The sequence below is a fragment of the Corynebacterium sp. HMSC075D04 genome, assembly GCF_001815635.1.
Taxonomy (GTDB): Bacteria; Actinomycetota; Actinomycetes; order Mycobacteriales; family Mycobacteriaceae; genus Corynebacterium; species Corynebacterium coyleae.
Window position 1 is genome coordinate 19,536 of sequence record NZ_KV821362.1, and the last position, 21,152, is coordinate 40,687.

20 protein-coding genes and 4 tRNA genes are annotated in these 21,152 nt (G+C 64.6%); 20 read left to right on the top strand and 4 right to left on the bottom strand.

The genetic code is table 11. The features are described from left to right. Position 1 precedes the first annotated feature (1 nt). From menD to HMPREF3048_RS08925, 4 genes are read left to right on the top strand one after another with little or no spacing between them, the layout of a single operon-like run. Entirely contained in the window at positions 2-1,639 is a 1,638-nt protein-coding gene (gene menD / locus HMPREF3048_RS08910; RefSeq protein ID WP_070771917.1) for a 2-succinyl-5-enolpyruvyl-6-hydroxy-3-cyclohexene-1-carboxylic-acid synthase, read from the top strand. 32 nt (positions 1,640-1,671) lie between these two features. After that, positions 1,672-2,088 carry a DUF3592 domain-containing protein gene (locus HMPREF3048_RS08915; RefSeq protein ID WP_246815457.1) on the top strand — a complete coding sequence of 139 codons (417 nt, stop codon included), beginning with the start codon at positions 1,672-1,674 and terminating at the stop codon, positions 2,086-2,088. Between the two features lie 5 nt (positions 2,089-2,093). Beyond that, the gene (locus HMPREF3048_RS08920; RefSeq protein WP_070452450.1) at positions 2,094-3,287 is read left to right on the top strand and encodes a glycosyltransferase family 4 protein; all 1,194 of its coding nucleotides are present in this window, start codon (positions 2,094-2,096) and stop codon (positions 3,285-3,287) included. 5 nt (positions 3,288-3,292) lie between these two features. After that, positions 3,293-3,970: a metal-dependent transcriptional regulator gene (locus HMPREF3048_RS08925; protein ID WP_070771918.1), complete on the top strand. Its 678-nt coding sequence runs from the start codon at positions 3,293-3,295 to the stop codon at positions 3,968-3,970. On the opposite strand, the gene HMPREF3048_RS08930 is transcribed toward HMPREF3048_RS08925, so the two are convergent. The 3 genes from HMPREF3048_RS08930 to HMPREF3048_RS08940 are packed head-to-tail and all read right to left on the bottom strand — an operon-like array spanning position 3,871 to position 6,433. Next, on the bottom strand, positions 3,871-4,794 hold the full coding sequence (locus HMPREF3048_RS08930) for a metal ABC transporter permease (RefSeq protein WP_070421758.1): 924 nt from the start codon (positions 4,792-4,794) through the stop codon (positions 3,871-3,873). The two genes, HMPREF3048_RS08925 and HMPREF3048_RS08930, sit on opposite strands and share 100 nt — an antisense overlap. Further along, on the bottom strand, positions 4,791-5,516 hold the full coding sequence (locus HMPREF3048_RS08935) for a metal ABC transporter ATP-binding protein (RefSeq protein ID WP_034997179.1): 726 nt from the start codon (positions 5,514-5,516) through the stop codon (positions 4,791-4,793). The genes HMPREF3048_RS08930 and HMPREF3048_RS08935 overlap by 4 nt, the downstream gene beginning before the upstream one ends. After that, positions 5,513-6,433 carry a metal ABC transporter substrate-binding protein gene (locus HMPREF3048_RS08940; RefSeq protein ID WP_371325693.1) on the bottom strand — a complete coding sequence of 307 codons (921 nt, stop codon included), beginning with the start codon at positions 6,431-6,433 and terminating at the stop codon, positions 5,513-5,515. The genes HMPREF3048_RS08935 and HMPREF3048_RS08940 overlap by 4 nt, the downstream gene beginning before the upstream one ends. A gap of 159 nt (positions 6,434-6,592) precedes the next feature. Here HMPREF3048_RS08940 and HMPREF3048_RS08945 point away from each other — a divergent pair, with 159 nt between their 5' ends. Next, positions 6,593-7,285: a demethylmenaquinone methyltransferase gene (locus tag HMPREF3048_RS08945; protein WP_070452438.1), complete on the top strand. Its 693-nt coding sequence runs from the start codon at positions 6,593-6,595 to the stop codon at positions 7,283-7,285. A 6-nt stretch (positions 7,286-7,291) separates the two neighbouring features. Here HMPREF3048_RS08945 and HMPREF3048_RS08950 read toward each other — a convergent pair whose 3' ends face one another. After that, complete coding sequence (locus HMPREF3048_RS08950; protein WP_210398431.1) at positions 7,292-8,503, bottom strand: geranylgeranyl reductase family protein; 1,212 nt, start codon at positions 8,501-8,503, stop codon at positions 7,292-7,294. A 95-nt stretch (positions 8,504-8,598) separates the two neighbouring features. Between HMPREF3048_RS08950 and HMPREF3048_RS08955 the strand changes: the two genes are divergently transcribed. The 15 genes from HMPREF3048_RS08955 to HMPREF3048_RS09025 all read left to right on the top strand — a co-directional run bounded on the left by HMPREF3048_RS08955 (position 8,599) and on the right by HMPREF3048_RS09025 (position 21,019). Further along, positions 8,599-9,615: a polyprenyl synthetase family protein gene (locus HMPREF3048_RS08955; RefSeq protein WP_070452433.1), complete on the top strand. Its 1,017-nt coding sequence runs from the start codon at positions 8,599-8,601 to the stop codon at positions 9,613-9,615. A gap of 64 nt (positions 9,616-9,679) precedes the next feature. Continuing rightward, positions 9,680-9,762, top strand: a tRNA-Tyr gene (locus HMPREF3048_RS08960). A gap of 253 nt (positions 9,763-10,015) precedes the next feature. Next, positions 10,016-10,088, top strand: a tRNA-Thr gene (locus HMPREF3048_RS08965). 36 nt (positions 10,089-10,124) lie between these two features. Then, a tRNA-Met gene (locus HMPREF3048_RS08970) sits at positions 10,125-10,196 on the top strand. Between the two features lie 63 nt (positions 10,197-10,259). Continuing rightward, a tRNA-Trp gene (locus tag HMPREF3048_RS08975) sits at positions 10,260-10,335 on the top strand. A gap of 21 nt (positions 10,336-10,356) precedes the next feature. Continuing rightward, positions 10,357-10,674, top strand: coding sequence for a preprotein translocase subunit SecE (secE, locus tag HMPREF3048_RS08980; RefSeq protein ID WP_070771920.1), 318 nt, complete (start codon positions 10,357-10,359; stop codon positions 10,672-10,674). A gap of 111 nt (positions 10,675-10,785) precedes the next feature. After that, positions 10,786-11,700 carry a transcription termination/antitermination protein NusG gene (gene nusG, locus HMPREF3048_RS08985; RefSeq protein WP_070771921.1) on the top strand — a complete coding sequence of 305 codons (915 nt, stop codon included), beginning with the start codon at positions 10,786-10,788 and terminating at the stop codon, positions 11,698-11,700. Positions 11,701-11,870: 170 nt separating this feature from the next. Beyond that, on the top strand, positions 11,871-12,299 hold the full coding sequence (gene rplK, locus HMPREF3048_RS08990; protein WP_070421765.1) for a 50S ribosomal protein L11: 429 nt from the start codon (positions 11,871-11,873) through the stop codon (positions 12,297-12,299). 74 nt (positions 12,300-12,373) lie between these two features. Continuing rightward, the gene (gene rplA, locus HMPREF3048_RS08995; protein WP_070452428.1) at positions 12,374-13,084 is read left to right on the top strand and encodes a 50S ribosomal protein L1; all 711 of its coding nucleotides are present in this window, start codon (positions 12,374-12,376) and stop codon (positions 13,082-13,084) included. A 102-nt stretch (positions 13,085-13,186) separates the two neighbouring features. Beyond that, positions 13,187-14,773, top strand: a complete 1,587-nt coding sequence (locus tag HMPREF3048_RS09000) for a TIGR03773 family transporter-associated surface protein (RefSeq protein ID WP_070771922.1) — start codon at positions 13,187-13,189, stop codon at positions 14,771-14,773. Continuing rightward, positions 14,770-16,293: an anchored repeat ABC transporter, substrate-binding protein gene (locus HMPREF3048_RS09005; protein WP_070452422.1), complete on the top strand. Its 1,524-nt coding sequence runs from the start codon at positions 14,770-14,772 to the stop codon at positions 16,291-16,293. Before HMPREF3048_RS09000 ends, HMPREF3048_RS09005 begins: the two co-directional genes overlap by 4 nt. Next, positions 16,290-17,129 (top strand): choice-of-anchor M domain-containing protein, encoded by an 840-nt coding sequence (locus tag HMPREF3048_RS09010; protein ID WP_070771923.1) that lies wholly within the window; start codon positions 16,290-16,292, stop codon positions 17,127-17,129. The genes HMPREF3048_RS09005 and HMPREF3048_RS09010 overlap by 4 nt, the downstream gene beginning before the upstream one ends. Further along, on the top strand, positions 17,126-17,875 hold the full coding sequence (locus HMPREF3048_RS09015) for an anchored repeat-type ABC transporter ATP-binding subunit (RefSeq protein WP_070421770.1): 750 nt from the start codon (positions 17,126-17,128) through the stop codon (positions 17,873-17,875). The genes HMPREF3048_RS09010 and HMPREF3048_RS09015 overlap by 4 nt, the downstream gene beginning before the upstream one ends. After that, the gene (locus HMPREF3048_RS09020; RefSeq protein ID WP_070452416.1) at positions 17,868-18,728 is read left to right on the top strand and encodes an anchored repeat-type ABC transporter permease subunit; all 861 of its coding nucleotides are present in this window, start codon (positions 17,868-17,870) and stop codon (positions 18,726-18,728) included. The genes HMPREF3048_RS09015 and HMPREF3048_RS09020 overlap by 8 nt, the downstream gene beginning before the upstream one ends. Next, entirely contained in the window at positions 18,725-21,019 is a 2,295-nt protein-coding gene (locus HMPREF3048_RS09025; protein WP_070771924.1) for a choice-of-anchor M domain-containing protein, read from the top strand. Before HMPREF3048_RS09020 ends, HMPREF3048_RS09025 begins: the two co-directional genes overlap by 4 nt. Positions 21,020-21,152 lie beyond the last annotated feature (133 nt).

A 21,152-nucleotide genomic window follows, 5' to 3' on the forward strand; every position in this document is an offset into this window, starting at 1 on the left:
GATGGCAACGGCTATGGAATTGGCTACGGCGGTGGCGGGGGTCGTCGCAAAGCATTGCACTGATGTGGTGATGAGCCCGGGTTCGCGCAACTCGCCGCTGGCGTACGCGCTGCTCGCGCGTCGCGACATCACGGTGCATATGCGTATCGACGAACGCTCCGCCGCCTTCACCGCCCTCGGCCTCGCACGCGTGCAGCGCCGACACGTTGGCGTGGTGATGACCTCGGGCACGGCGGTGGCAAACGCGTACCCGGCGATGATCGAGGCGCATATGTCGCACACGCCGCTTGCCGTGATCAGCGCCGACCGCCCGGAGCGCCTCGTGGGCACCGGTGCCAGCCAGACCATTTGGCAGCAGGGCATCTTCGGCCGCTACGCCGAGACCCAACAGGTGGCGGACGAGGCGGCGGCGGAAGCGATCTCGTTCGACGCCGGCCAAGTACACATCAACGTTGCGCTGGACACCCCGCTCGTGCCGGACGCGCTGCTGGAGCCGGTTGGCGAGCCGCGCCGGGTCGGCCCGGGCGTCCTCGCACGCGGTGCGCTCGCAGGCTCGGGCGCCGGGTTCGTCGACCATGGAGTCGTGGACATCGACCTGACCCGCGACACGCTGGTCATCGCCGGCGACGAGGCCTGGGAAGTACCCGGCCTGGAACACGTGCCCACCATCGCTGAGCCGACGGCGCCGACCCCGTTCCACCAGGTCCACCCGTTGGCTGCGCGGTTCTTCGCGCAGTCGGAGGTGGCCATCTCCCACGACGGGGGTGACTTCGCCGCGTCCACCAAGCCGGAACAGGTCGTTGTGGTGGGGCACCCGACGCTGCACCGCGACGTCATGGCGCTGCTGGCGGATCCGGACATCACAGTCATTGGCCTGTCGCGCACGGACACGTTTACCGGCCAGCCGGATCTGCGCGGCTCGCGCGTCAACGCCACGGGCCAGCCGACGGATACCTGGATCAAGATCTGTGAGGCAGCCGGCGAGGTCGGCGCCGACACCGTGCGCCAAGCCCTCGCCGAGGAGCAGTTCGGCTTCACCGGCCTGCACGTCGCCGCCGCCGTGTGCGACACCCTCGCGGTGGGCGACACGATGGTGCTCGGCGCGTCGAACCCGGTGCGCGATGCCTCCTTTGTCGGCATGCCGTTCGACGGCGTGGACACCTACGCCGCCCGCGGTGCCGCGGGTATCGATGGCACCGTCTCCCAAGCTGTCGGCATCGCCCTTGCCACCCAGGCACTGCGTGCGGACGAGATCCGCGCACCGCGCACCGTCGCGTTGCTGGGCGATCTGACGTTCCTGCACGACATCAACGGTCTGCTCATCGGCTCCGACGAGCCGCGCCCCGGCAACCTGACCATCGTGGTGGCCAACGACGACGGCGGAGGCATCTTTGAAACCCTCGAGCCAGCAGCGGAGCCGGTGCGAGACGTCTTTGAGCGGGCGTTTGGGACGCCGCATGGGGTGGTCGTTGAGAAGCAAGCGCTCGCGTATGGGGCGAACTACCGCCGCGCCGAATCGCTTGCAGAGCTGCACGAGGTGCTGCTTGAACTTGAGGCCCAGCCCGACGGCATCACAATTGTGGAGGCCGTGACCACCCGCGAAACCCGCCGCGCGCTCGCGCAGCGACTGGCCAAGTAATGCGCTGGCGCAGACGCGCACACCAAGCCGTCATGGCGCTCTACGGATGCGCCGTGCTCGGCTGTGTTGCCATGGTCGCAGGGCCCGCGCTTCACGACGCCCAGATCCACGCCAACCCCGGCCGCGGCGTAGCCACCGTCACCGACCAAACCCGACTCCGCACCTACGTGGAGTACGAAACCGAAGACGGCCGGCTCGTCTCGCCGAGGGACGGGGTGCTCTATCCCACCGGGCTTGGCCCCGGCCAACAGGTGTGGGTGACCTACGCCAAGAACAACACCGAGCTGGTCAAGGTGGAAGGCCGCGGGTGGGCGCTCTCGCTCATCCCCGCCCTGTCGGTGCTGGCCGTGGCGACGATTATCGCCGCCCTGGCCTGGCTCGCCGTAGGAAAAATTCACGTCCGGTTCAGCCGGAATTCGACCGAAGTTTCACGTCAACTGGGAGAGTAAACAGCATGCGAGTGGGAATCGTCGCCGAGTCCTTTCTGCCCAACGTCAACGGAGTGACCAACTCCGTCCTTCGCGTCCTTGAGCACCTCAAACGGGAGGGCCACGACGCGATCGTGATCGCGCCTGGCGCCCGCGAGTTCCAGGACGAAGTTCCTGACTACCTTGGCTTTGAGATCGTTCGGGTGCCCACCGTTATGGTGCCGTTGATCGATTCGCTGCCCATCGGCGTTCCCACCACCACCGTCACAGCAGCACTGTCGCAGTTCAAGCCGGACATCATCCACCTGGCCAGCCCGTTCGTGCTTGGCGGAGCGGGGGCGTTCGCGGCCCGCCAACTCGGTGTGCCCGCGGTCGCGCTCTACCAGACGGACGTGGCTGGCTTTGCCACGAAGTACCAACTGTCCACCCTGGCCACCATGGCGTGGGACTGGACCCGCACCGTGCACAACATGTGCGAAATGACGCTCGCGCCGTCGTCGGAAACGATCAAGGCGCTGGAGGAGCACAACATCAAAAATATCCGCCATTGGGGCCGTGGCGTGGATGCGGAACTGTTCCACCCGTCGAAGCGCTCCGACATCCTGCGCCGTTCGTGGGATCCGACCGGTACGAAGAAGATCGTCGGGTTCGTCGGCCGCCTCGCCGCGGAGAAGTCCGTTGACCGCCTCGCCCCGCTGGTTACGGACCCGTCCATCCAGTTGGTCATCGTCGGCGGCGGCCCGGAGCGCGAGGCGCTTGAAGAGGTTTTGCCCAACGCCGTGTTCACCGGCCCGCTTTCTGGCGAGGAGCTCGCCCGCGCGTATGCCTCGCTCGACCTGTTCGTGCATACCGGCGAGTTTGAAACCTTCTGCCAGGCCATCCAGGAAGCCCAAGCCTCGGGCGTGCCCACGATCGGCCCCCGCGCTGGCGGCCCTGTTGACCTCATCGAGCACGGCGTCAACGGTTTGCTGCTCGACGTGGCCACCTTCACCGAGGAGCTCCCCGACGCAGCGCGTTGGCTTCTCGACGACACCCGCCACCCCGAACTCACCACCACCGCCAGGGCGTCCGTGGCCGACAAGACTTGGGAGGCGCTTGGGCAGCAACTCCTTGGCTACTACACCGAGGTGCTCGACTCCTACGAGCGCAAGGTGATCCACCTGTTCGGCCGCGATGTTGCACTGCCGCGCTGGGTGCCGGTGAAGCGCAAAGTAGACTGACGGGCATGTCTGTCGGCGACCTGTCTACCAGCACTCAGAACTACCTCAAAGGCATTTGGGCCCTTTCGGAGTGGTCGGATGCGCCGGTGACGTCGTCGTCAGTGGCAAAGCACCTTGGGCTGCGGAAATCCACGGTGTCGGACGGGGTGCGCAAACTTGGCGAGCAGGGGCTTGTCACACACAAGCCTTACGGCACGATCGAACTGACCGAACTCGGCCACACGTATGCGGTGGCGATGATCCGCCGCCACCGTCTCATTGAAACGTTTCTGGTGGAAGCCCTCGGCTACACCTGGGACCAAGTGCACGACGAGGCGGAAAATCTCGAGCACTCCGTGAGCGACTTCATGGTCGAGCGCATCGACGCGTTTCTTAACTACCCCACCCGCGACCCCCACGGTGACCCCATCCCCTCAGCCAGCGGGCGTGTCGACACCCCCGAAGCCGTCCCGCTGACCGGCGTGCAACCGGGGCAGAAGGCCACGATTGAACGCATTGCCGACGACGACCCAAAACTGCTGCAATTCCTGGACAGTCACGGGCTTGTCGTCGGCGCAACCCTCGAGGTTGGGGAGGGTGCCCCCTACTCCGGCGCGGTCGCGGTGCGGCTGGCCGGTGCGGCGGAGGCGGTGCCGCTTGGCGAGGAAGCCACGGACTCCGTCTTCGTGCGCGTGGATGCGTAACGACGACCCCGCAGCACCCCGTGCGGGCCGAACAGGTACACCACACCAAACACCACACCCTGGGCGAGCACGATCATGCCGCCGGAGGCCGTGTCGAGGTAGTAGGAGCAGTACAACCCCACGATTGCACACGCTGCCGACATGGTCGGGGCGATGACCAGCATCGTGCCGAACTTGTTGGTGAGCAGGTAGGCGGTCGCACCCGGGATGATCAGCATCGCCACCACCAGGATCACGCCAACGGCCTGGAGTGCCACCACTGACGTCAGCGCCAGCAGTGCCAGCAGGGCCGCACCGAGCAGGCGCGGATTCAACCCAATCGCGTGTGCATGGGTGGGATCGAACGCGTAGAGGGTGAAGTCGCGCCGCTTGAGCACCAGCACGCTCAACACGATCGCGCCCAGGATGGCCACCTGAAGCAGGTCCCCACGGGACACACCAAGCAGATTGCCGAAGATGATGTGGTTCAGATCCGTGTGTGAGGGGGTTACCGAAATGAGCACGAGCCCCAGCGCAAACATGGTGGTGAACACGATGCCAATGGCCGCATCCTCCTTCACCCGGGACGTATCGCGCACCAGCCCGATCAGCGCCACCGCAAGGAACCCAAACACCACCGCGCCAACGGCGAACGGCACGCCCAGAATGTAGGCCAGCACCACGCCGGGCAGAACAGCGTGGCTTACCGCATCGCCCATCAGCGACCAGCCAACCAGCACCAGCCAGCACGACAACAGCGCGCACACAACCGACGCCACTAGCGACGTTGCAAGCGCACGCATCATGAACTCGTAACCAAACGGCTCCGTAAGCAGCGCAATCATGCCGACACCCCCATTCCGAAGCCCTGCACCAAATTGTCCGGCTCTAACACCACTTCGGTCGGGGCGTGCATTAACACCCGACGGTTCAACAGCACCGTCTCCGGCGCGAGTTGCGGCAGGGCGACCAGATCGTGCGTCACCACAAAAATAGTGGTGCCTTCAGCGGCGAGGTCGCGCAACAGCTCAGTGATGGTGGCCTCGGAATGTTTGTCCACGCCGGCGAAGGGTTCGTCGAGAAGCATGATGCTCGCGCCCTGGGCGATACCGCGCGCGATGAACGCACGCTTCTTCTGGCCACCCGAAAGCTGACCGATCTGGCGGTCTGCGAACGACTCAAGGTGGGTGCGCTCAAGCGCGCGATCCACAGCCGCAATGTCCTCCGCACGCGCGTGGCGGGTAAAGCCCATGTGGCCGTAGCGGCCCATCATGACCACATCACGCACTGTGACCGGGAACTGCCAGTCCACGTCCTCGCTCTGCGGGACGTAGCCCAGCACCTGCGTCTTGCGGGCGCGCATGGGGTCGATGCCGTTGATACGAACCGTGCCGCGATCCGGCTTGACCAACCCCATGATCGCCTTGAGTAGCGTGGATTTGCCCGCGCCGTTCATCCCGATCAGCCCACAGATACGGCCTGGTTGGACGCTCAAAGTTGCGCCGTCGAGCGCGACGACGTCGCCGTAGCGCACCGCAACATCGTCAACCGCGATTGCGGGGATCACTGCTTGCCCCCGTTCAAACCGTCGATGATCACCTTCGTGTCGTGGCGAATCAGATCCAGGTAGGTCGGCACCGGACCGTTTTCCTCAGAAAGCGAATCGACGTAGAGGGTGCCGCCGTACTCCGCGCCGGTGGCCTTCACGACCTGCATCATCGGGGCGTTAGAGACCGTGGATTCGCAGAACACCGCTGGGACGTTGTTTTCCTTCACAAACTCGATCGCGCCGGCGATCTGCTGCGGGGTGGCTTCCTGCTCAGCATTGACTGGCCAGATGTAGCGCTCAGTTAGCTTCGCGTCGCGGGCCAGGTAGGAGAACGCGCCCTCACAGGTCACCAAGGCACGCTGCTTGTCGGGGACGGCGGCGAGCTTGGTCTCCAGCTCGTCTTGCACAGCCTGCAGTTCGTTTTTGTATTTCTCGCCGTTGGCCTTGAAGTCTGCGGCGTGTTCCGGGTCGAGTTCGCTGAACGCGTCAACGATGTTGTCCACGTACTTCTGCACGTTCACCGGGCTCATCCACGCGTGCGGATTGGGCTTGCCGGCGTAGGCGTCCTCGGCGATGTCGATCGGCTCGACACCCTCGCTGACCACGGCGTGCGGCACATCCAGATCGGCGACAAACTGGGCGAACCAATTCTCCAGGTTCATGCCGTTATCCAAAATCAGGTCCGCGTCGGCGGCACGAGAAATGTCGCCGGGGGTGGGCTCGTAGCCGTGGATCTCCGCACCAGGCTTGGTGATGGATTCCACCTTGAGGTGATCGCCCGCAACGTTCGCGGCGATGTCCTGGATCACGGTGAACGTTGTGAGCACGACAGGGGTGTCTTTGCCGCCTGCTGCATCAGTGCTTTCTTCAGAGCAGCTCGCCAGGCCGAGGGAGAGAGCAGCCGTAGCGACGAGCGCAAGCACTTTGGTTTTCATCATGTCGTTCCTTTGCGTTGGGAGCGTGGAGGGGAGCAGGCAATCTGTGTGCCCACGCTGGCGAATAATAAAGTTCGGTATGCCGAACTGGCAAGTGGTGTAAGGGCGTACAGCCTACTTTTGTGGGTGGCGAAGTAGACCGAAGTAGACTGACCAACCATGGCCAAGGCGGATCTGGAGAAAAAGCCCTTCGACGTTGCCGGAATGTTCGACGACGTGGGCAAGAACTACGACAAGACGAACACCGTGTTGTCGTTCGGGCTGGACAAATACTGGCGACGACGCACCCGCGAACGCCTCGAACTCAAACCAGGGGAGAAGGTGCTCGACCTCGCCGCAGGCACCGCCGTGTCCACCGTCGAGCTCGGTAAATCCGGCGCGTGGGTCGTGGCGTGCGACTTCTCCCAGGGCATGCTGGCCGCCGGCAAGGACCGTAAGGTGCCCAAGGTGGTCGGCGACGCGATGTACCTTCCGTTTGCCGACAACACCTTCGACGCGGTGACCATCTCCTACGGGCTGCGCAACGTCCATGATTTCGAGGCCGGCTTGCGCGAAATGGCGCGTGTGACCAAGCCCGGCGGGCGCCTTGTGGTCAACGAGTTCTCCACCCCCGTCATCCCAGGATTCCGCACCGTGTACAAGGAATACCTGCCACGTGCTGTGCCGGCGCTGGCCAAGGTATTTTCCTCCAACGCGGAGGCCTACGAGTACCTTGCGGAATCCATCCGCGCATGGCCCAACCAGGAGGAGCTTGCCGCGGCGATCAACGCCAACGGTTGGGAAGACGCCGGCTGGCAAGATCTCACCGCCGGTATTGTGGCGCTCCACAGCGCCGTGAAGCCGCTCGACTAAGCCGCGCTAAGCGACGTCCCAGAGCGGGGTGTTCTTCGGCACCACGCGACCTGCCGCGCGCCACACGCGTGCGACCAGGTCGCGGTCGTCTTCCTGCACCAGGTTGCCCATCAGGCGCGCCGCTGCAGGCATGAGGTAGCGGCCGCCCAGACCGCGCAGCGCCACCGGGCCAGCCAGCGGTAGGAACTGCGGGTAGGTCAGGAGACGGGCGAGGGTGCGAGCCAGCGTAAACGCGTCACCGTAGTGGCTGCGCAGCAGCGCTGGCCACGCAAGCGTGAGGTCGCCGCCTGCGTTGATCAACTCCACGGCGAGCACAGCGGTTTCCAACCCGTAATCGATGCCCTCGCCGTTGAGCGGGTTCACGCACGCGGCGGCGTCGCCGATAAGCACCCAGTTCGGGCCCGCAACGTTGGACACCGCTCCGCCCATCGGCAGCAGCGCAGAGGTCACCGCCTGCTCCGGGCCGAGGTTCCACGCCTCGCGCTGCTGTGCGGCATAGTCGGCGAGCAACTTCTTCGTGTTCACCTTCGCCGGGCGCGCATCGGTGGATAAGGCTCCGCAGCCGAGGTTCACAGTGCCGTTACCAAGCGGGAAGATCCAGCCGTAACCAGGCTGAATCACGCCATCCGCGTCGCGCAGCTCTACGTGCGAATGCATCCACGGCTCATCCGAAAACGGCGAATCGCAATACGAGCGCGCCGCAATGCCGAATACCTCGCCCTTGTGCCACTCGCGACCCAGTTTCTTGCCAAAGGGGGAGCGCACGCCGTCGGCAACCACGACCCACTTCGCGCGTACCGAGCCCTGATCCGTCTTCACAGCACTGATCGCGCCACCGGAAAACTCCACACCCGTCGCGGCGCAGTTCTGGCGGATGGTGGCGCCGGCGGTGCGGGCTTCGTCGACAAGCATTGCGTCAAACACCGTCCGAGGAGCCGCAGAGCCTTCACCGCGCGGCCAAGGCGCCTCGACGTCGCCGCCGTAGCCGTGCAACTTCAACCCCTTGTTGCGATACGCGGGTACCTCCAGATTGAGCGCCTCGAGCGTCTCCACCGCACGCGGGGTCAACCCATCGCCGCAGGTTTTGTCACGGTCGGGGCCTTGGGCGTCGAGAAGCAATGTCTGCAAACCGGCACGCTGCGCCGCAATCGCCGCCGCCGAACCCGCAGGGCCAGCACCCACAACCACAAGGTCGAAATACTCAGTCACGCAACTGATTGTGCCAGCGCCACCCGCTGCTACAGAACCAAGGGCATGTGGGCTACGGTAAGTGCGTTATCCATGTGCCCCTCCAACCTGCAAGGACGTTATCGATGACGTACGGCACCACCCCGTCACCCCGCCACGGATTCAAGATTGACCTTGGCGACGACGCACTCAACACCCGGCTCAACACCGGGCTAGAAGCGGTGGAGGACCTCCTCATGGCCGAACTTTCACGCGGCGAAAAGTTCCTCACCGACAAAGTCACCCACCTCGCCGCAGCCGGCGGCAAACGCTTCCGCCCCATGATGGCGCTGCTGTGCGCCGAGTTTGGCCCCAACCCGCGCGCCCAAAACGTAATCAACGGCGCCACCGTCACCGAAATGGTGCACCTGGCCACGCTGTATCACGACGACGTCATGGACGAAGCTGAACGCCGCCGCGGCGTTGAGTCCGCCAACGCGCGCTGGAGCAACACCGTCGCCATCCTTGCAGGCGACATCCTGTTTGCCCACGCCTCACGCCTGATGAGCCGAATGGACCTGGCCACCGTCGAGCACTTCGCCGACACCTTCGAGGAACTGGTCACCGGCCAGATGCGCGAAACCGTCGGCGCACAAGGCACCAACCCGGTTGAGCACTACCTGAAGGTCATCGACGAGAAAACCGGCGTGCTCATCGCGTCCGCCGCCTACCTGGGCGCGCGGCACTCCGGCGCGTCCGACGAGGTGGTCCAGCGTTGCGCGCGCATCGGCGACGCCGTGGGCATGGTGTTCCAGATCGTCGACGACATCATTGACATTTTCTCCGACCCCGAACAATCCGGAAAGACCCCAGGCACCGACCTGCGCGAAGGCGTATTCACCCTGCCAGTGCTCTACGCGCTCGAAGAGGACTCCGAGGCCGGCGAAGCCCTTCGAGGGCTCCTCACGGGCCCGCTTACCGACGACGCCGACGTCACCCGCGCCCTCGACCTCCTGGGCCGGACACGCGGCCGTGAGCGCGCCTTGGAAACCGCCCGCGGATACTTGGACATCGTCGAACGCGAACTCGACGCGCTGCCCGACATTCCAGCCCGCGAAGCGCTGCGCACCATGACCCGACTTACCGTCGAACGCGTAGGATAACCAGGCGATTTGCCTACATTACGGTGGCGTGATGTAAGGTAATCCCCGCACTTCAAACGTGCACGCCAGGTTGCCCGAGCGGCCAAAGGGAGCGGACTGTAAATCCGCCGGCATTCGCCTTCAGAAGTTCGAATCTTCTACCTGGCACAGGCACACCCCGCCGATTCCATCAGGGATCGGCGGGGTTTTTCGTTGTGCTGTGCTGTGGTTCTGCGGTTCTGCGGCTGCAGGGCGGTGGGGAGTGATGGCCTATGGCGTAGGTTATGGAGCGGTTTATGTCGTCGATAAGCATGCGTAAAAACATGGGCTGTACTGGCGATTTGTGTTTATAAACGATGTCGGGTTAATCTTCTCAAGGCTTCAACGGAGCGGGTCGCAAGATCCACAACAAAGAGGCTGTGCCCCCTTAGCTCAGTCGGCAGAGCGTTTCCATGGTAAGGAAAAGGTCGACAGTTCGATTCTGTCAGGGGGCTCTGTTGTTTGTATAGCCCTTGTGGTTGCAAACACATGGCGGTGTAGCTCAGTGGTAGAGCAAGCGACTCATAATCGCTGTGTCGAGAGTTCAATTCTCTCCATCGCTACTCACCTCAAACGGACGCCACAAGCGCCCGTGGTAGGGTTAGGCGCACCGAATAAGGTGCCCTAGGGGCGTGGCGCAATTGGTAGCGCAACGGTCTCCAAAACCGTAGGTTGCAGGTTCGAGTCCTGTCGCCCCTGCCAAAACAACCTGGAGGAGTTTTCGTGACTAACCCCAACGGTCAGAATGCCGCACAGCCAACCGGCAAGCGCCAACTGCGAGGGGTCTCGCCCGTGTCCTCCGACGGGTACGAAGCAAAGCGCACCCCCGTCAATGCCGACGAGGCCGGGGAAAAGACCACCAGCATCGCAACCTTCCCGGGCGAAGTCGTCTCCGAGATGAGCAAAGTCATCTGGCCGACCGGCAAGCAGATGCTGAACTACACGCTGATCACATTCGCGTTCCTCATCGTGCTCACCATCCTCGTCTGGGGCACCGACACCCTCGCTTCCATGGGGATTCGCTGGATTCTCATCCGATAAGTACAATTTCACGCGTAACGTTTCCCGCCACCTCGAACACCGAGGGAAGGCGGGATACTTTTTGCCCCGGTAACCTTGGGGCACACCCGCGAACATACGAGGAGAACAACCATGACTGAGGTAAACGAGGACGTCAACGGCGCGATCGAAAACAACGAGCAGGAAATGATCGACGAAGGCGCGCCCGTCGACCCCTCCACCGACCCGGTCATCCACGGCGACTCCGACCCGGCCGGCACCAACGAGCAGGACGACAACGCTGAGGCGACCGAGGCCACCGAAGCCACCGAGGCGACCGAGGGCGCGGAAGCGCCGGAGGCAGAGGGCGCTGAGGCCGCGGAGGGCGTTGAGGCCCAGGACGCTGAGGCTACGTCCGACTTCGACGCTGAATACCGCAAGCGCCTGCGCGAGTACACCCGCGAACTGAAGAAGCAGCCGGGCGAGTGGTACATCATCCAGTCCTACTCCGGCTACGAAAACAAGGTGAAGACCAACCTGGAGATGCGTAGCCAGACCCTCGAGGTCGAAGACTCCATCTACGAGGTCGTCGTGCCTGTCGAGCAAGCGCTGGAGAAGAACAAGGACGGCAAGAACAAGCTGGTCAAGCGCAAGCTGCTGCCGGGCTACGTCCTCGTGCGCATGGACATGAACGATGCCGCATGGTCCGTGGTGCGTGAAACCCCGGGCGTGACCTCGTTTGTCGGTAATGAGGGCAACGCCACCCCGGTGAAGCATCGCGACGTCGCCAAGTTCCTGCTGCCGAAGTCCGCCGCGGCCGGCGCGAAGCCGCAGGTTGACGCCGAAGGCGACACCGTTGTGCCGTCGGCGGAGGAGACGCCGAACAAGGTCACCCACGACTACAAGGTCGGCGAGGCCGTCACCATCCTCTCCGGTGCACTGGCGTCCGTGTCCGCCACCATCAACGCCATCGACCCGGAGACCGGCAAGATCGAGGCGCTCGTGTCCATCTTCGGCCGCGAGACCCCAGTCGAGCTGACCGCCGATCAGATCGAGCGCATCATGTAAGCGCATTTTGCTTATCGACGACGCCCTGGCGTAACCTATCTCGTCGCGTGTGTTTTGCGCACACGCGACGTTTTCGTTTTCTCATCCCCGGTGGCTGGGAAAAACCCGGCATCCGGAAGCCTTACCGCTGTTCATCGCGGTGGCGAGGCTGTAACTAGGAGGTAATTGCGATGGCTAAGAAGAAGGTCACTGGCCTGATCAAGCTTCAGATCGAAGCTGGTATGGCAAACCCGGCCCCGCCGGTCGGTCCGGCACTTGGTGCACACGGTGTCAACATCGTTGAGTTCACCAAGGCATACAACGCTGCGACCGAATCCATGCGCGGCAACATTGTCCCGGTGGAGATCACGGTCTACGAAGACCGCTCCTTCGACTTCATCCTGAAGTCCCCGCCGGCTGCATCCCTGCTGCTGAAGGCTGCAGGCCTGCAGAAGGGCTCCGGCGTTCCGCACACTGACAAGGTTGGCAAGGTCACCTGGGAGCAGTGCAAGGAAATCGCCGAGACCAAGAAGAACGACCTCAACGCCCGCGACATCGAGGCTGGCGCCGCGATCATCGCTGGTACCGCACGTTCGATGGGTATTGACGTCGAGAAGTAAAGTGCACCTCGTCGCTTTACGTGGAAGGGCCTTCAGCCAGGCCCGCCAACCACAACTCCTGAAAGGAATCAAACATGGCTAAGAAGTCCAAGCGTTACATTGAGCAGCTCGCCAAGGTGGACCGCGACGCGTTCTACCACCCGCTGGATGCGGTGACCCTGGCAAAGGAGACCGCTTCCGACAAGTACGACGCAACCATCGACGTTGCGATGCGTCTGTCCGTCGACCCGCGCAAGGCCGACCAGCTGGTCCGCGGCACCGTCAACCTGCCGCACGGCACCGGTAAGACCGTCCGCGTCGCAGTCTTCGCTGAGGGCGAGAACGCCACCAAGGCGAAGGAAGCAGGCGCTGACATCGTCGGCACCGACGAGCTCATCGAGCAGATCAACGCTGGCCAGCTCGACTTCGACGTAGCTATCGCTACGCCGGACCAGATGGCTAAGGTCGGCCGCGTTGCTCGCGTGCTCGGCCCGCGTGGTCTGATGCCGAACCCGAAGACCGGTACGGTCACCCCGGACGTCGCTAAGGCGATCCAGGACTCCAAGGGCGGCAAGATTGCCTTCCGCGTGGACAAGGCATCGAACCTGCACGCAATCATCGGTAAGGCTTCCTTCACCCCGGAGCAGCTCGCTGAGAACTACGGCGCGCTTCTCGACGAGGTCGTTCGCCTCAAGCCGTCTTCCGCCAAGGGTGTCTACCTGAAGAAGATCACCGTGTCCGCAACCCAGGGCCCGGGCGTTCCGGTTGATACCTCTGTGGAGAAGGACTACGCCAAGAAGGCATAGTCTTCCCGCAACGATTTCGCGCCTCGGTGGTTCACCGGGGCGCTTTTTCGTGTCTGGGGGTAGTGCTTTGTCGCAACGCTTAATGGAAGTAGTATTCGTTAAGTGTTGAAAACGGTTACCAATAGTCTTGTGGTTGTCTGCCTCGCCGCCTTGCTCACCCTGTTGACGTGTGGCGTGGCACTGGCGGATCCCGCCCGTTTTGATCGGGGCCACATCGATGTCTTCAACGTCACCGCCGACGGTGGCAGCCTGACTTTGGACCTGCAGGAGGACGTCACCGGCTCCCACGTGCGCCGCGCACCCGAGGATGTCGATTTGGTTGTCGGCGAGGCGGCCTACACCGACGAAACCGCCAACGTCCCAGAGATCGGCGAGCCCGGCTACCTGCTGCCACAGACCCAACGTGCCGACCTGCTGTGGCCCGGGTGGGACACCCAGGGCGTGCGCGAAGGTGGCTTCGGTCGCGTCGACATCGAGTTCCGCGAGGTCTCCGGGCCAGGATCCGTCTACCTGTTCCAGACGGGAAGCTTCGGCTCCTTCCAACCCATGCTTGATAGCGACCAGCCGCAGCTCTCCTCAGGATCCCGCATTGTTCAGGACGACCCGTCCCACGTCCACGCGAACTGGCTGTTCACCCAGCCAGGCGTGTACACCATGAAGGTTGTGGCAACCGCGGACGGCGCCGAGTCCAACGAGGCGGTGTACACGTGGCACGTCGGCGACGCCAGCGCCGAAACAAGCGCCGAAACAAACGGCGACCGCACCAGCGCCGACACGAGCACCGGCACGCCCCACAACGACGCAACCAACAGCGCAGCCGCGGTTTCCACACCCGCTGCCTCGAAACCGGTAGCCCAGAAGCCGGCGCCCGCAGCAGCGCCCGCGGCCAAGCCAGCGCCCGCGACCACTGCAGCTGCGGCGAAGAAATGCACACCCGCGCTGCGCCCGATGATCAAGGACGACCGCAACGTGCCCGCCACCTGGAAGCGTCCGGAAGACCTTGTGTTCGGGCTTGGCAACGCGGCGGAGGCGGACCTACCCCAGGCGGTCGGCCCAGTGCCTGCCGGCAAGGCGTGGATGATTGGTGCGACACAGCAGGACAATGTGCCGTGGCTGGGTGCGAACACGCAGCACGAGTCGCTCATTGAACACACCACCGGCGAGGTCACCTGGGAAGTAACAAACTTCAACGGCCCCGGCCCAATGACCGTGTTCACCCAGGGCGGCCTGGGGCAAGTGGTGGGCGAGGAGTGGTTCACCGCAGAGAATGGTCGCGGCTCCGGCAGCCACACGATCCCGGGGAACTCGCACGTGCACCCCAATTGGGTGTTCGGTGCACCCGGCACGTACAAGGTGACCATCCGTCAGACCGCCACCACAAAAGGCGGGGAGAAGGTCTCCGGCGAGGCCACGCTGACGTTCAACGTTGGAGAAGCCGGCAACGCCGATAGCGGCCACTTCGATTTTGGCTCCATGTTTGACCCAGAAGGCAGCTGCAGCGCCGGAGCGGCAACGGCACAAGGCAGCGACGCCGCACGCTCAGGTGACCTCGCAGAGACCGGCACCACAGTGATGACCGTGCCGTTCGCCATCCTGGGCCTCGGCGTCGCGGTGTTCGGCGCGGCGATGTGCACGTTGGACACTGCCTTGCGACGCCGCCTGATCGCCCTCGCAGGAGCCTCGAAGTGAAGCGCGCCAAAGCTATAGCGGCCCTCGGGTTGGTTGCGGGTCTGGTGGGCTGCGCGCAGGCGGACGGTGCGGTGGATGATGGCCGGTTGCGTGTGGTGGCGTCGACAAGCATTCTCGCGGATGTCGTGCAGAATGTCGCCGGCGATGCCGCTGACGTCACCCCGTTGATGCGTCGCGGCGCCGACCCGCACTCGTATGAGCCGACCCTGCACGCCACGCGCGACATTGCCTATGCGGACGCCGTGTTCACCAACGGGCTGTTGCTGGAGCCGCAAGCATTGAGCCGCACGATCGAGTCGACGGCGCGACCCGACGCGCGTGTGGTGGCGCTCGCCGAGCAGACGCAGCGCTACGGTTACGCCCCGATCCCGCTGGTCGAGGACGCGAGCTTGGACACCGTGTGGTTGGGCCTGCGCTTCGAGGGTGACCTCCCCGCCACCGCCGTCACCGAGCTTTCGCTTGTCGACGCCACCGGCCCCGGCAAAGCTTTCGCCTTCATCCTCGGCACGTTTGGCACACCTGAGTTGCTCTTCGACTCCGACGGCGGCTCGACCATGCTGCCGGCGGGTGCGCACACGCACGTGAGTTGGGCCTTTTCAGCGCCGGGTGTGTACGAGTTGCGGCTGCGCGCGTCGGTGCGCGACGCGGTCGATGCGCCAGAGCGCAGCTCCGCCGAGCAAACCGTGACGGTGGTTGTCGGCCAGGACCCGGCGCAGGTCGCGCCTGGGAAGGTGGCGATCGAGCATGGTCACGTGGACATCGCCACGCTTGTCGACGACACCACCACCCACCTGACGCTTCGCACCGACGACCACAGCCACCCCGGCCACACCGACATCAACCCCGCCGATGCCGTCGTTGTTGTACCCACAACCACCCTGCAGCCGATCCCGCCACAGCGCGAGTTCCGCTTCCTCGGCAACCCGGACGACGAGACCTACCTGCTGCCGCAGGCGGTACTCGGCCGTCACGTGCACGGCGAGCTAGACCCGCACATCTGGCACGACCCGGCCGCGATGAAAGCGGTGGTTGACGTGGTGCGCGACGAACTGTCCGCCATCGACCCGTCACGCGCCAGCCAGTTCGCGGACAACGCCAAGCGCTACCAGTCGCTTCTCGACGACACCGACCGCACCGTCCGCGCCATGTACGACTCCATCCCCGAAACCAACCGCAACCTGGTCACCACCCACCACGGCTACGCCTACCTCGGCCGCGCCTACGGGCTGCGCATCGCAGGCTTTGTCACCCCGAACCCGAGCGTGGAGCCAAGCCCCCGCGACCTGCTGGCACTCTCGCGCACCTTGGACAACCTCGACGTGCCGGCCGTGTTCGTCGAGTACGGCAGCGAACAAGAAACGCCTGTGCTCACCCAAACGGCCGCCCAGCACGGGGTGAACGTGTGCCCGATCTGGGGCGACTCCCTCGACCCGCCCGGTCAGGGGCCGGCGCAAACGTATGTGGACTTTGTGCTGGCCAATGGGTCTTCGATTAGTAACTGCTTGAAAGGACAACAATGAAAAAGATTCCAGCCCTCATCACCGCCGCCATGATCGCGGCCGCACCCGCAGCAACCGCCCAGGTACAGGACAACAACCCCGCCCTGCAACAAGTCGTTGACGCCAACGAAACGATCGCGCCGGAAGGCGAACGCACCGTCATCGACGCAGGCCACGTTGACCTCGGCCCCATGTTCGTGGACGACAAACTGCAATTCCTCGTTCGCGACGACACCCATGAGCCCGCCATGTGGCGCCACCTCAACGACGTCGTCTTCGCCGTCGGCGACGCCGCCAAGCAAACCCTGCCCGACACCAACGACTTCGACTTCACCGGCGCCAAACCAGGCTCCGACGTATGGGTCGTGCCCCAAACCGAAGTCGCAGGCGTGCCATGGCTGGGCTGGAACTCCCAAGCCCCCTCGCTGCTCGAGCGCTCCACGTCCGGCATGAGCCTCGAATTCGCCGGCCACGACGGCCCCGGCGACTTCTCCCTCTTCGTCCAACCCGGCGGCTTCCACGAACCGCAGCAACTGTGGAACTCCCGCACCGAAGGCGACCAGTCCATGTGGGTCGAACCCAACACCCACACCCACGCCAACTGGGTGTTCACCGAGCCGGGCGTGCACCTGATCAAGGTGCGCGCGAAGGTGGAGGACACCGACGGCCAGGTGCACACCGACGAGCAGCTACTGCGCCTTGCGGTCGGCGTTGACCCGCAGGAGGCGTTCGACGCGGAGTTTGCGGGCGCCGGGGAGGGGGCGTCGTCGTCAAGCAATGTGCTCCTGTTCGCAGGCTTGGGTGTGCTCGTCCTGGCGTTGGTGGCGTTCGCGGTGGTGTGGGGGCGTCGTAAGTGATCACAATCCGCGACCTTGCCGTGTCCTACCCGGGACGTGAAGTGTTTCAGGGCGTGGACGTCACGCTCAACGGCGGCGAATTCACCGGCCTGCTCGGGCCGAACGGCGCAGGCAAAACGACGCTGATGCGTGCGATGCTCGGGCTCGTACCCGCCGACGCAGGCACCGTCGAGACGACCGACTCGCGTCCGATCCGCGACGTCGTCGGCTATGTGCCTCAACGCCACAACGTCGCGTGGGATTTCCCAATCGACGTCTACACCGCCACCCTCAACGCCACGCTTGGGAAGCGCCCCTGGTTCCGCCGCGCTGGCGAACGCGACCGCATGTGGGCGCAGCGTGCGCTTGAGATGGTGAACCTTGCAGACCTCGCCGACCGCCCCATCAGCGACCTGTCCGGCGGCCAGCGCCAACGCGTGCTCATCGCGCGTGCTTTGGTGCGCCGTCCGCGCATGCTGCTTCTCGACGAACCCTTCACCGGCCTCGACATCCCCACCACGGAACATTTGCTCGGGCTGTTTCGAGAGCTCGTCGATAAGGGCCTGGGCGTTGTGATGTCCACCCACAACATCGTCGAGGCCGTCGAATCCTGCGACCGTCTCATCCTGTTCAAAGGCGGCATCGTGGCGGATAGCCCGACGCGCCTGCTTAACGACGACACCCCCTGGATGCACACCTTCTCCGTCGGCCCCGACTCACCGTGGCTACGAGGCGTGCGCGCACACCTGGAGGCCGCCCATGCCTGAGATTTCCTTCCTGCAATTCCTCGCCGACATGGCGAACCCACAACTGGCCTTTCTGCCACGTGCGCTGGGCGCCGCCGTGATCGCCGCGGTGCTCTGCGCGGTGGTCGGGTGCTTCGTGGTGCTGCGCGGCATGGCGTTCATCGGCGACGCCGTTGCGCACGCGGTGTTTCCCGGCATCGCCGTCGCCTTCGCCTTGCAGACCTCGGTGCTGCTCGGCGGCGCGGTGGCGGGTGCGTTGGTGGCGGTGCTGATCGCGGTGATGTCGCAACGCCGCACCATTAAAGAAGACTCCGTGATCGGCATCGTGTTTACCGCCGCGTTTGCCATCGGCCTGGTGATCATCTCGCGGGTCGAGGGCTACACCGCCTCCGTGAGCTCGTTCCTGTTCGGCTCGCTCACCGGCGTTGGCGTGCGCGAACTGGTGGTCAACGCGGTCGCTGGCGCCATCATCGTCGCCATTGTGGTTGTCCTGCGCCCGTGGCTGACCGCCGTCGCTTTGGACCGCGAAACCGCCCGCGCCATGAACCTGCCCGTCGCCGCGTTGGACCTCGCGCTGTATCTCAGCGTGACGTTCGCCGTTGTGCTCGCCGTACAGACCGTGGGCAACATCCTGGTCGTCGCACTGCTGATCACCCCGGCTGCCGCCGCGCGCCTGTTCACCGACCGGCTCGACACGATGATGCTCATCGCCGCCGCATTCGGCGTGGTTGGCAGCGTCCTGGGCGTGTGGCTGGCGTGGGCCTACGATTCCCCAACCGGGGCGACGATCGTCCTTTCCGTCACCGCCCTGTTCGCACTGAGCTGGCTGTTCGCGCCGCGCCGCGGAGTGTTCGCGAAGGTGGTGCGGGCATGAAGTTGAACCGACTTGTGACGCTGGTCGTCGCTACGCTTGCGTTTGCTGTGGCACCACTGGCGCAGGCGAGCAGCGAGCACAAACCCGGCGACCCCGGCCACAGCGTGACCCTCGACGCGGACGTCGACCACCCGTGCGCCGGCCGCAAACTGCTCTACCACTCCCACAACGACGCCCTCTACGGCACGCGCTCCGGCGGCAAGCTAGCGGTGATGGCGGTCGACGGCCAACAGGTCACCTCCCAAGACTCGGTGTGCTTCCGCCTCGCCCCAGACGCAGACGCCGACGGCAACGACCTGTCCAAACTCACCATCCCCGACGACGGCACCCTCGACTTCCTCGGCCCCCGCGGCAGCGAAGTCTGGGCAGCGCCACAAAGCGTGGACTGGACCGACAACTGGCGCCCCATCTGGTCGGGCCTCGGCGCGTTCGACCCCGCCCACGAACTCGACCCCACGTCGATCCCCACCAACTTCAAAGACGGCGTCATGCACTTCGACCTCGTCGACATGGATGCGCCCGGCGACATCAACGTCATGTTCACCAGCCGCGTCTACGAACCGGAGCGACTGTTCGACTCCTCTAACCCAGACATGCGCACCATCACCTACGAAGTCGGCGGCCACGGCCACTTCACCTGGACGTTTTCCAAACCAGGCATCTACGCGCTGACGTGGCAAGGCCGAGCCGAGCGTACCGACGGCACCACCGAACGCTCCGAACCCATCACCCAATACTGGCTTGTCGGCGACGACGCCACCGTCGGCCTGCCCGAAGGCACCACCACGGGGCTGCGCACCCCAAAGTCGGCATCCACACCCACTGACGCGCAACCGACCACGTCGGCGACCACCACGGCGACCACCACGGCACCGACCTCACCAAAGGCCTCCACGTCGGCGCAGCCAACCACCGCGCCAACTCTTGCGCCGACACCGACCTCGCCAAAGGCCTCCACGTCGGCTAGCACGTCGGCGCAGCCAACCAGCACGCAGCCCAAGCCGGCACCAGGCACCTCCACGCCCAACGCCGCAGCGAAGGAGCGCGCGCTGATCAAGGCGGGTCATATGGATATGGCCTTGGTGGGGGAGGGGTCGTCGTTAAGCACAGTGCTCATCGATGATTCCGACCCCCTCCACCCGGCGCACCGACCCTCCGGCAGCTTCATCTTCGCCGTACCCGACAGTGCGCGCACCGACCTGCCCGATAGCGTGAGCGACAGCTTCCCCGGAAGTCCGTCGCAAATGTGGATCCTGCCGCAAGCACAGGACAAGAACCTGCCATGGCTGGGCTTTTCCACCACGGGAGTGTCCGCGAGCGCGATTGAGGAAGGCAGCCGGATCACGGTAAGCATGCGCGACGTCACCGGCCCGGGCCGCCTGATGACATGGCACGAGGATCTGCGAGGCCTGCGCATCGAACTAGACTCGGGCGACCCGTCCAAAACGCTCCAATACCCGGTTAACGCCCACGACCACCAGGGCTTTGGGTTCACCGAGCCGGGCATCTACACGGCGACGTTCGTGTATTCCGGCACCACGCGTGACGGTGAGGCGTTTGAAAAGGAACTCGTCGCAACGTTTGCAGTTGGCGACGACGCCATCACCAACGCCCCAACCAATCCCGACGACACCGATAACGCAGGCAGCACGGGCAACGCGGGCAAAAACCTGAACGTCCCGCAGGCGTTGGCGGCGGGTCTGCGGCAGGTGGAGAAGGAGATCAAGAAGTTTGGCGACGCCATCGCGCCAGCCGCAAAACCGTCCACGAAGCCGTCTGCGCAGGCAACCACACAGCGGGCGACACGGCCGACGACACGGCCGAGCAACCAGGCAACTTCTCGCCCCTCGCGCACCGCTGCACCTGCGGCCCCGGCAACCACTGCCCAGTCGGCCCAGTCGGCCCAGTCGGCTCGATCGGTGAGTACTGCGCGTGCTGCACAGGCTGCACCTCGCAGTCAGGCGGCGGCTCAATCCACGGCGAAGCAGTCTCCGACGAGGCGTGCGCAGGCAAGCCGTGCAGCGTCATCGCAACTATCGACGAGCACTAGCGCCCCCGCCACAACCTCCGCCCCTTCGCCGGAGCCCTCACCTGAGTCTGCGTCCGATGCTTCGGGCAGCGGGATTCATGCCGCGCAGCCCGTCGAAGGCACGAGCAACTCCGCGACGGCCGGCGGCTTCTGGGCTGGCCTCGCGATTGGTGTTGGCATCATGGCGCTCATCGGCGGCGCAGTACTGTTTGTTGCCGCGCTGAAATTGCTCCGTCGCGCTGAGCGGCACGACGAGCACTAGCCGAAGAGTTGGTCCATTGCCCCGCGGTTGGTGTTTTTCACCGGGTAGCCGCGGGGCGAAATCCATACCGGGGCACCCCGGATCATCACGATCCGGCCGCGTTTCTTACGCCACGGGTCATCATCATTGACCC

Excerpts from the sequence above, each read along its gene's own strand:
- menD (WP_070771917.1), top strand. The coding sequence starts at position 2 with ATGGCAACGGCTATGGAATTGGCTACGGCGGTGGCGGGGGTCGTCGCA.
- HMPREF3048_RS08915 (WP_246815457.1), top strand. The coding sequence starts at position 1,672 with ATGGCGCTCTACGGATGCGCCGTGCTCGGCTGTGTTGCCATGGTCGCA.
- HMPREF3048_RS08920 (WP_070452450.1), top strand. The coding sequence starts at position 2,094 with ATGCGAGTGGGAATCGTCGCCGAGTCCTTTCTGCCCAACGTCAACGGA.
- HMPREF3048_RS08925 (WP_070771918.1), top strand. The coding sequence starts at position 3,293 with ATGTCTGTCGGCGACCTGTCTACCAGCACTCAGAACTACCTCAAAGGC.
- HMPREF3048_RS08930 (WP_070421758.1), bottom strand. The coding sequence starts at position 4,794 with ATGATTGCGCTGCTTACGGAGCCGTTTGGTTACGAGTTCATGATGCGT.
- HMPREF3048_RS08940 (WP_371325693.1), bottom strand. The coding sequence starts at position 6,433 with ATGAAAACCAAAGTGCTTGCGCTCGTCGCTACGGCTGCTCTCTCCCTC.
- HMPREF3048_RS08945 (WP_070452438.1), top strand. The coding sequence starts at position 6,593 with ATGGCCAAGGCGGATCTGGAGAAAAAGCCCTTCGACGTTGCCGGAATG.
- HMPREF3048_RS08955 (WP_070452433.1), top strand. The coding sequence starts at position 8,599 with ATGACGTACGGCACCACCCCGTCACCCCGCCACGGATTCAAGATTGAC.
- nusG (WP_070771921.1), top strand. The coding sequence starts at position 10,786 with ATGACTGAGGTAAACGAGGACGTCAACGGCGCGATCGAAAACAACGAG.
- rplK (WP_070421765.1), top strand. The coding sequence starts at position 11,871 with ATGGCTAAGAAGAAGGTCACTGGCCTGATCAAGCTTCAGATCGAAGCT.
- rplA (WP_070452428.1), top strand. The coding sequence starts at position 12,374 with ATGGCTAAGAAGTCCAAGCGTTACATTGAGCAGCTCGCCAAGGTGGAC.
- HMPREF3048_RS09010 (WP_070771923.1), top strand. The coding sequence starts at position 16,290 with ATGAAAAAGATTCCAGCCCTCATCACCGCCGCCATGATCGCGGCCGCA.
- HMPREF3048_RS09020 (WP_070452416.1), top strand. The coding sequence starts at position 17,868 with ATGCCTGAGATTTCCTTCCTGCAATTCCTCGCCGACATGGCGAACCCA.
- HMPREF3048_RS09025 (WP_070771924.1), top strand. The coding sequence starts at position 18,725 with ATGAAGTTGAACCGACTTGTGACGCTGGTCGTCGCTACGCTTGCGTTT.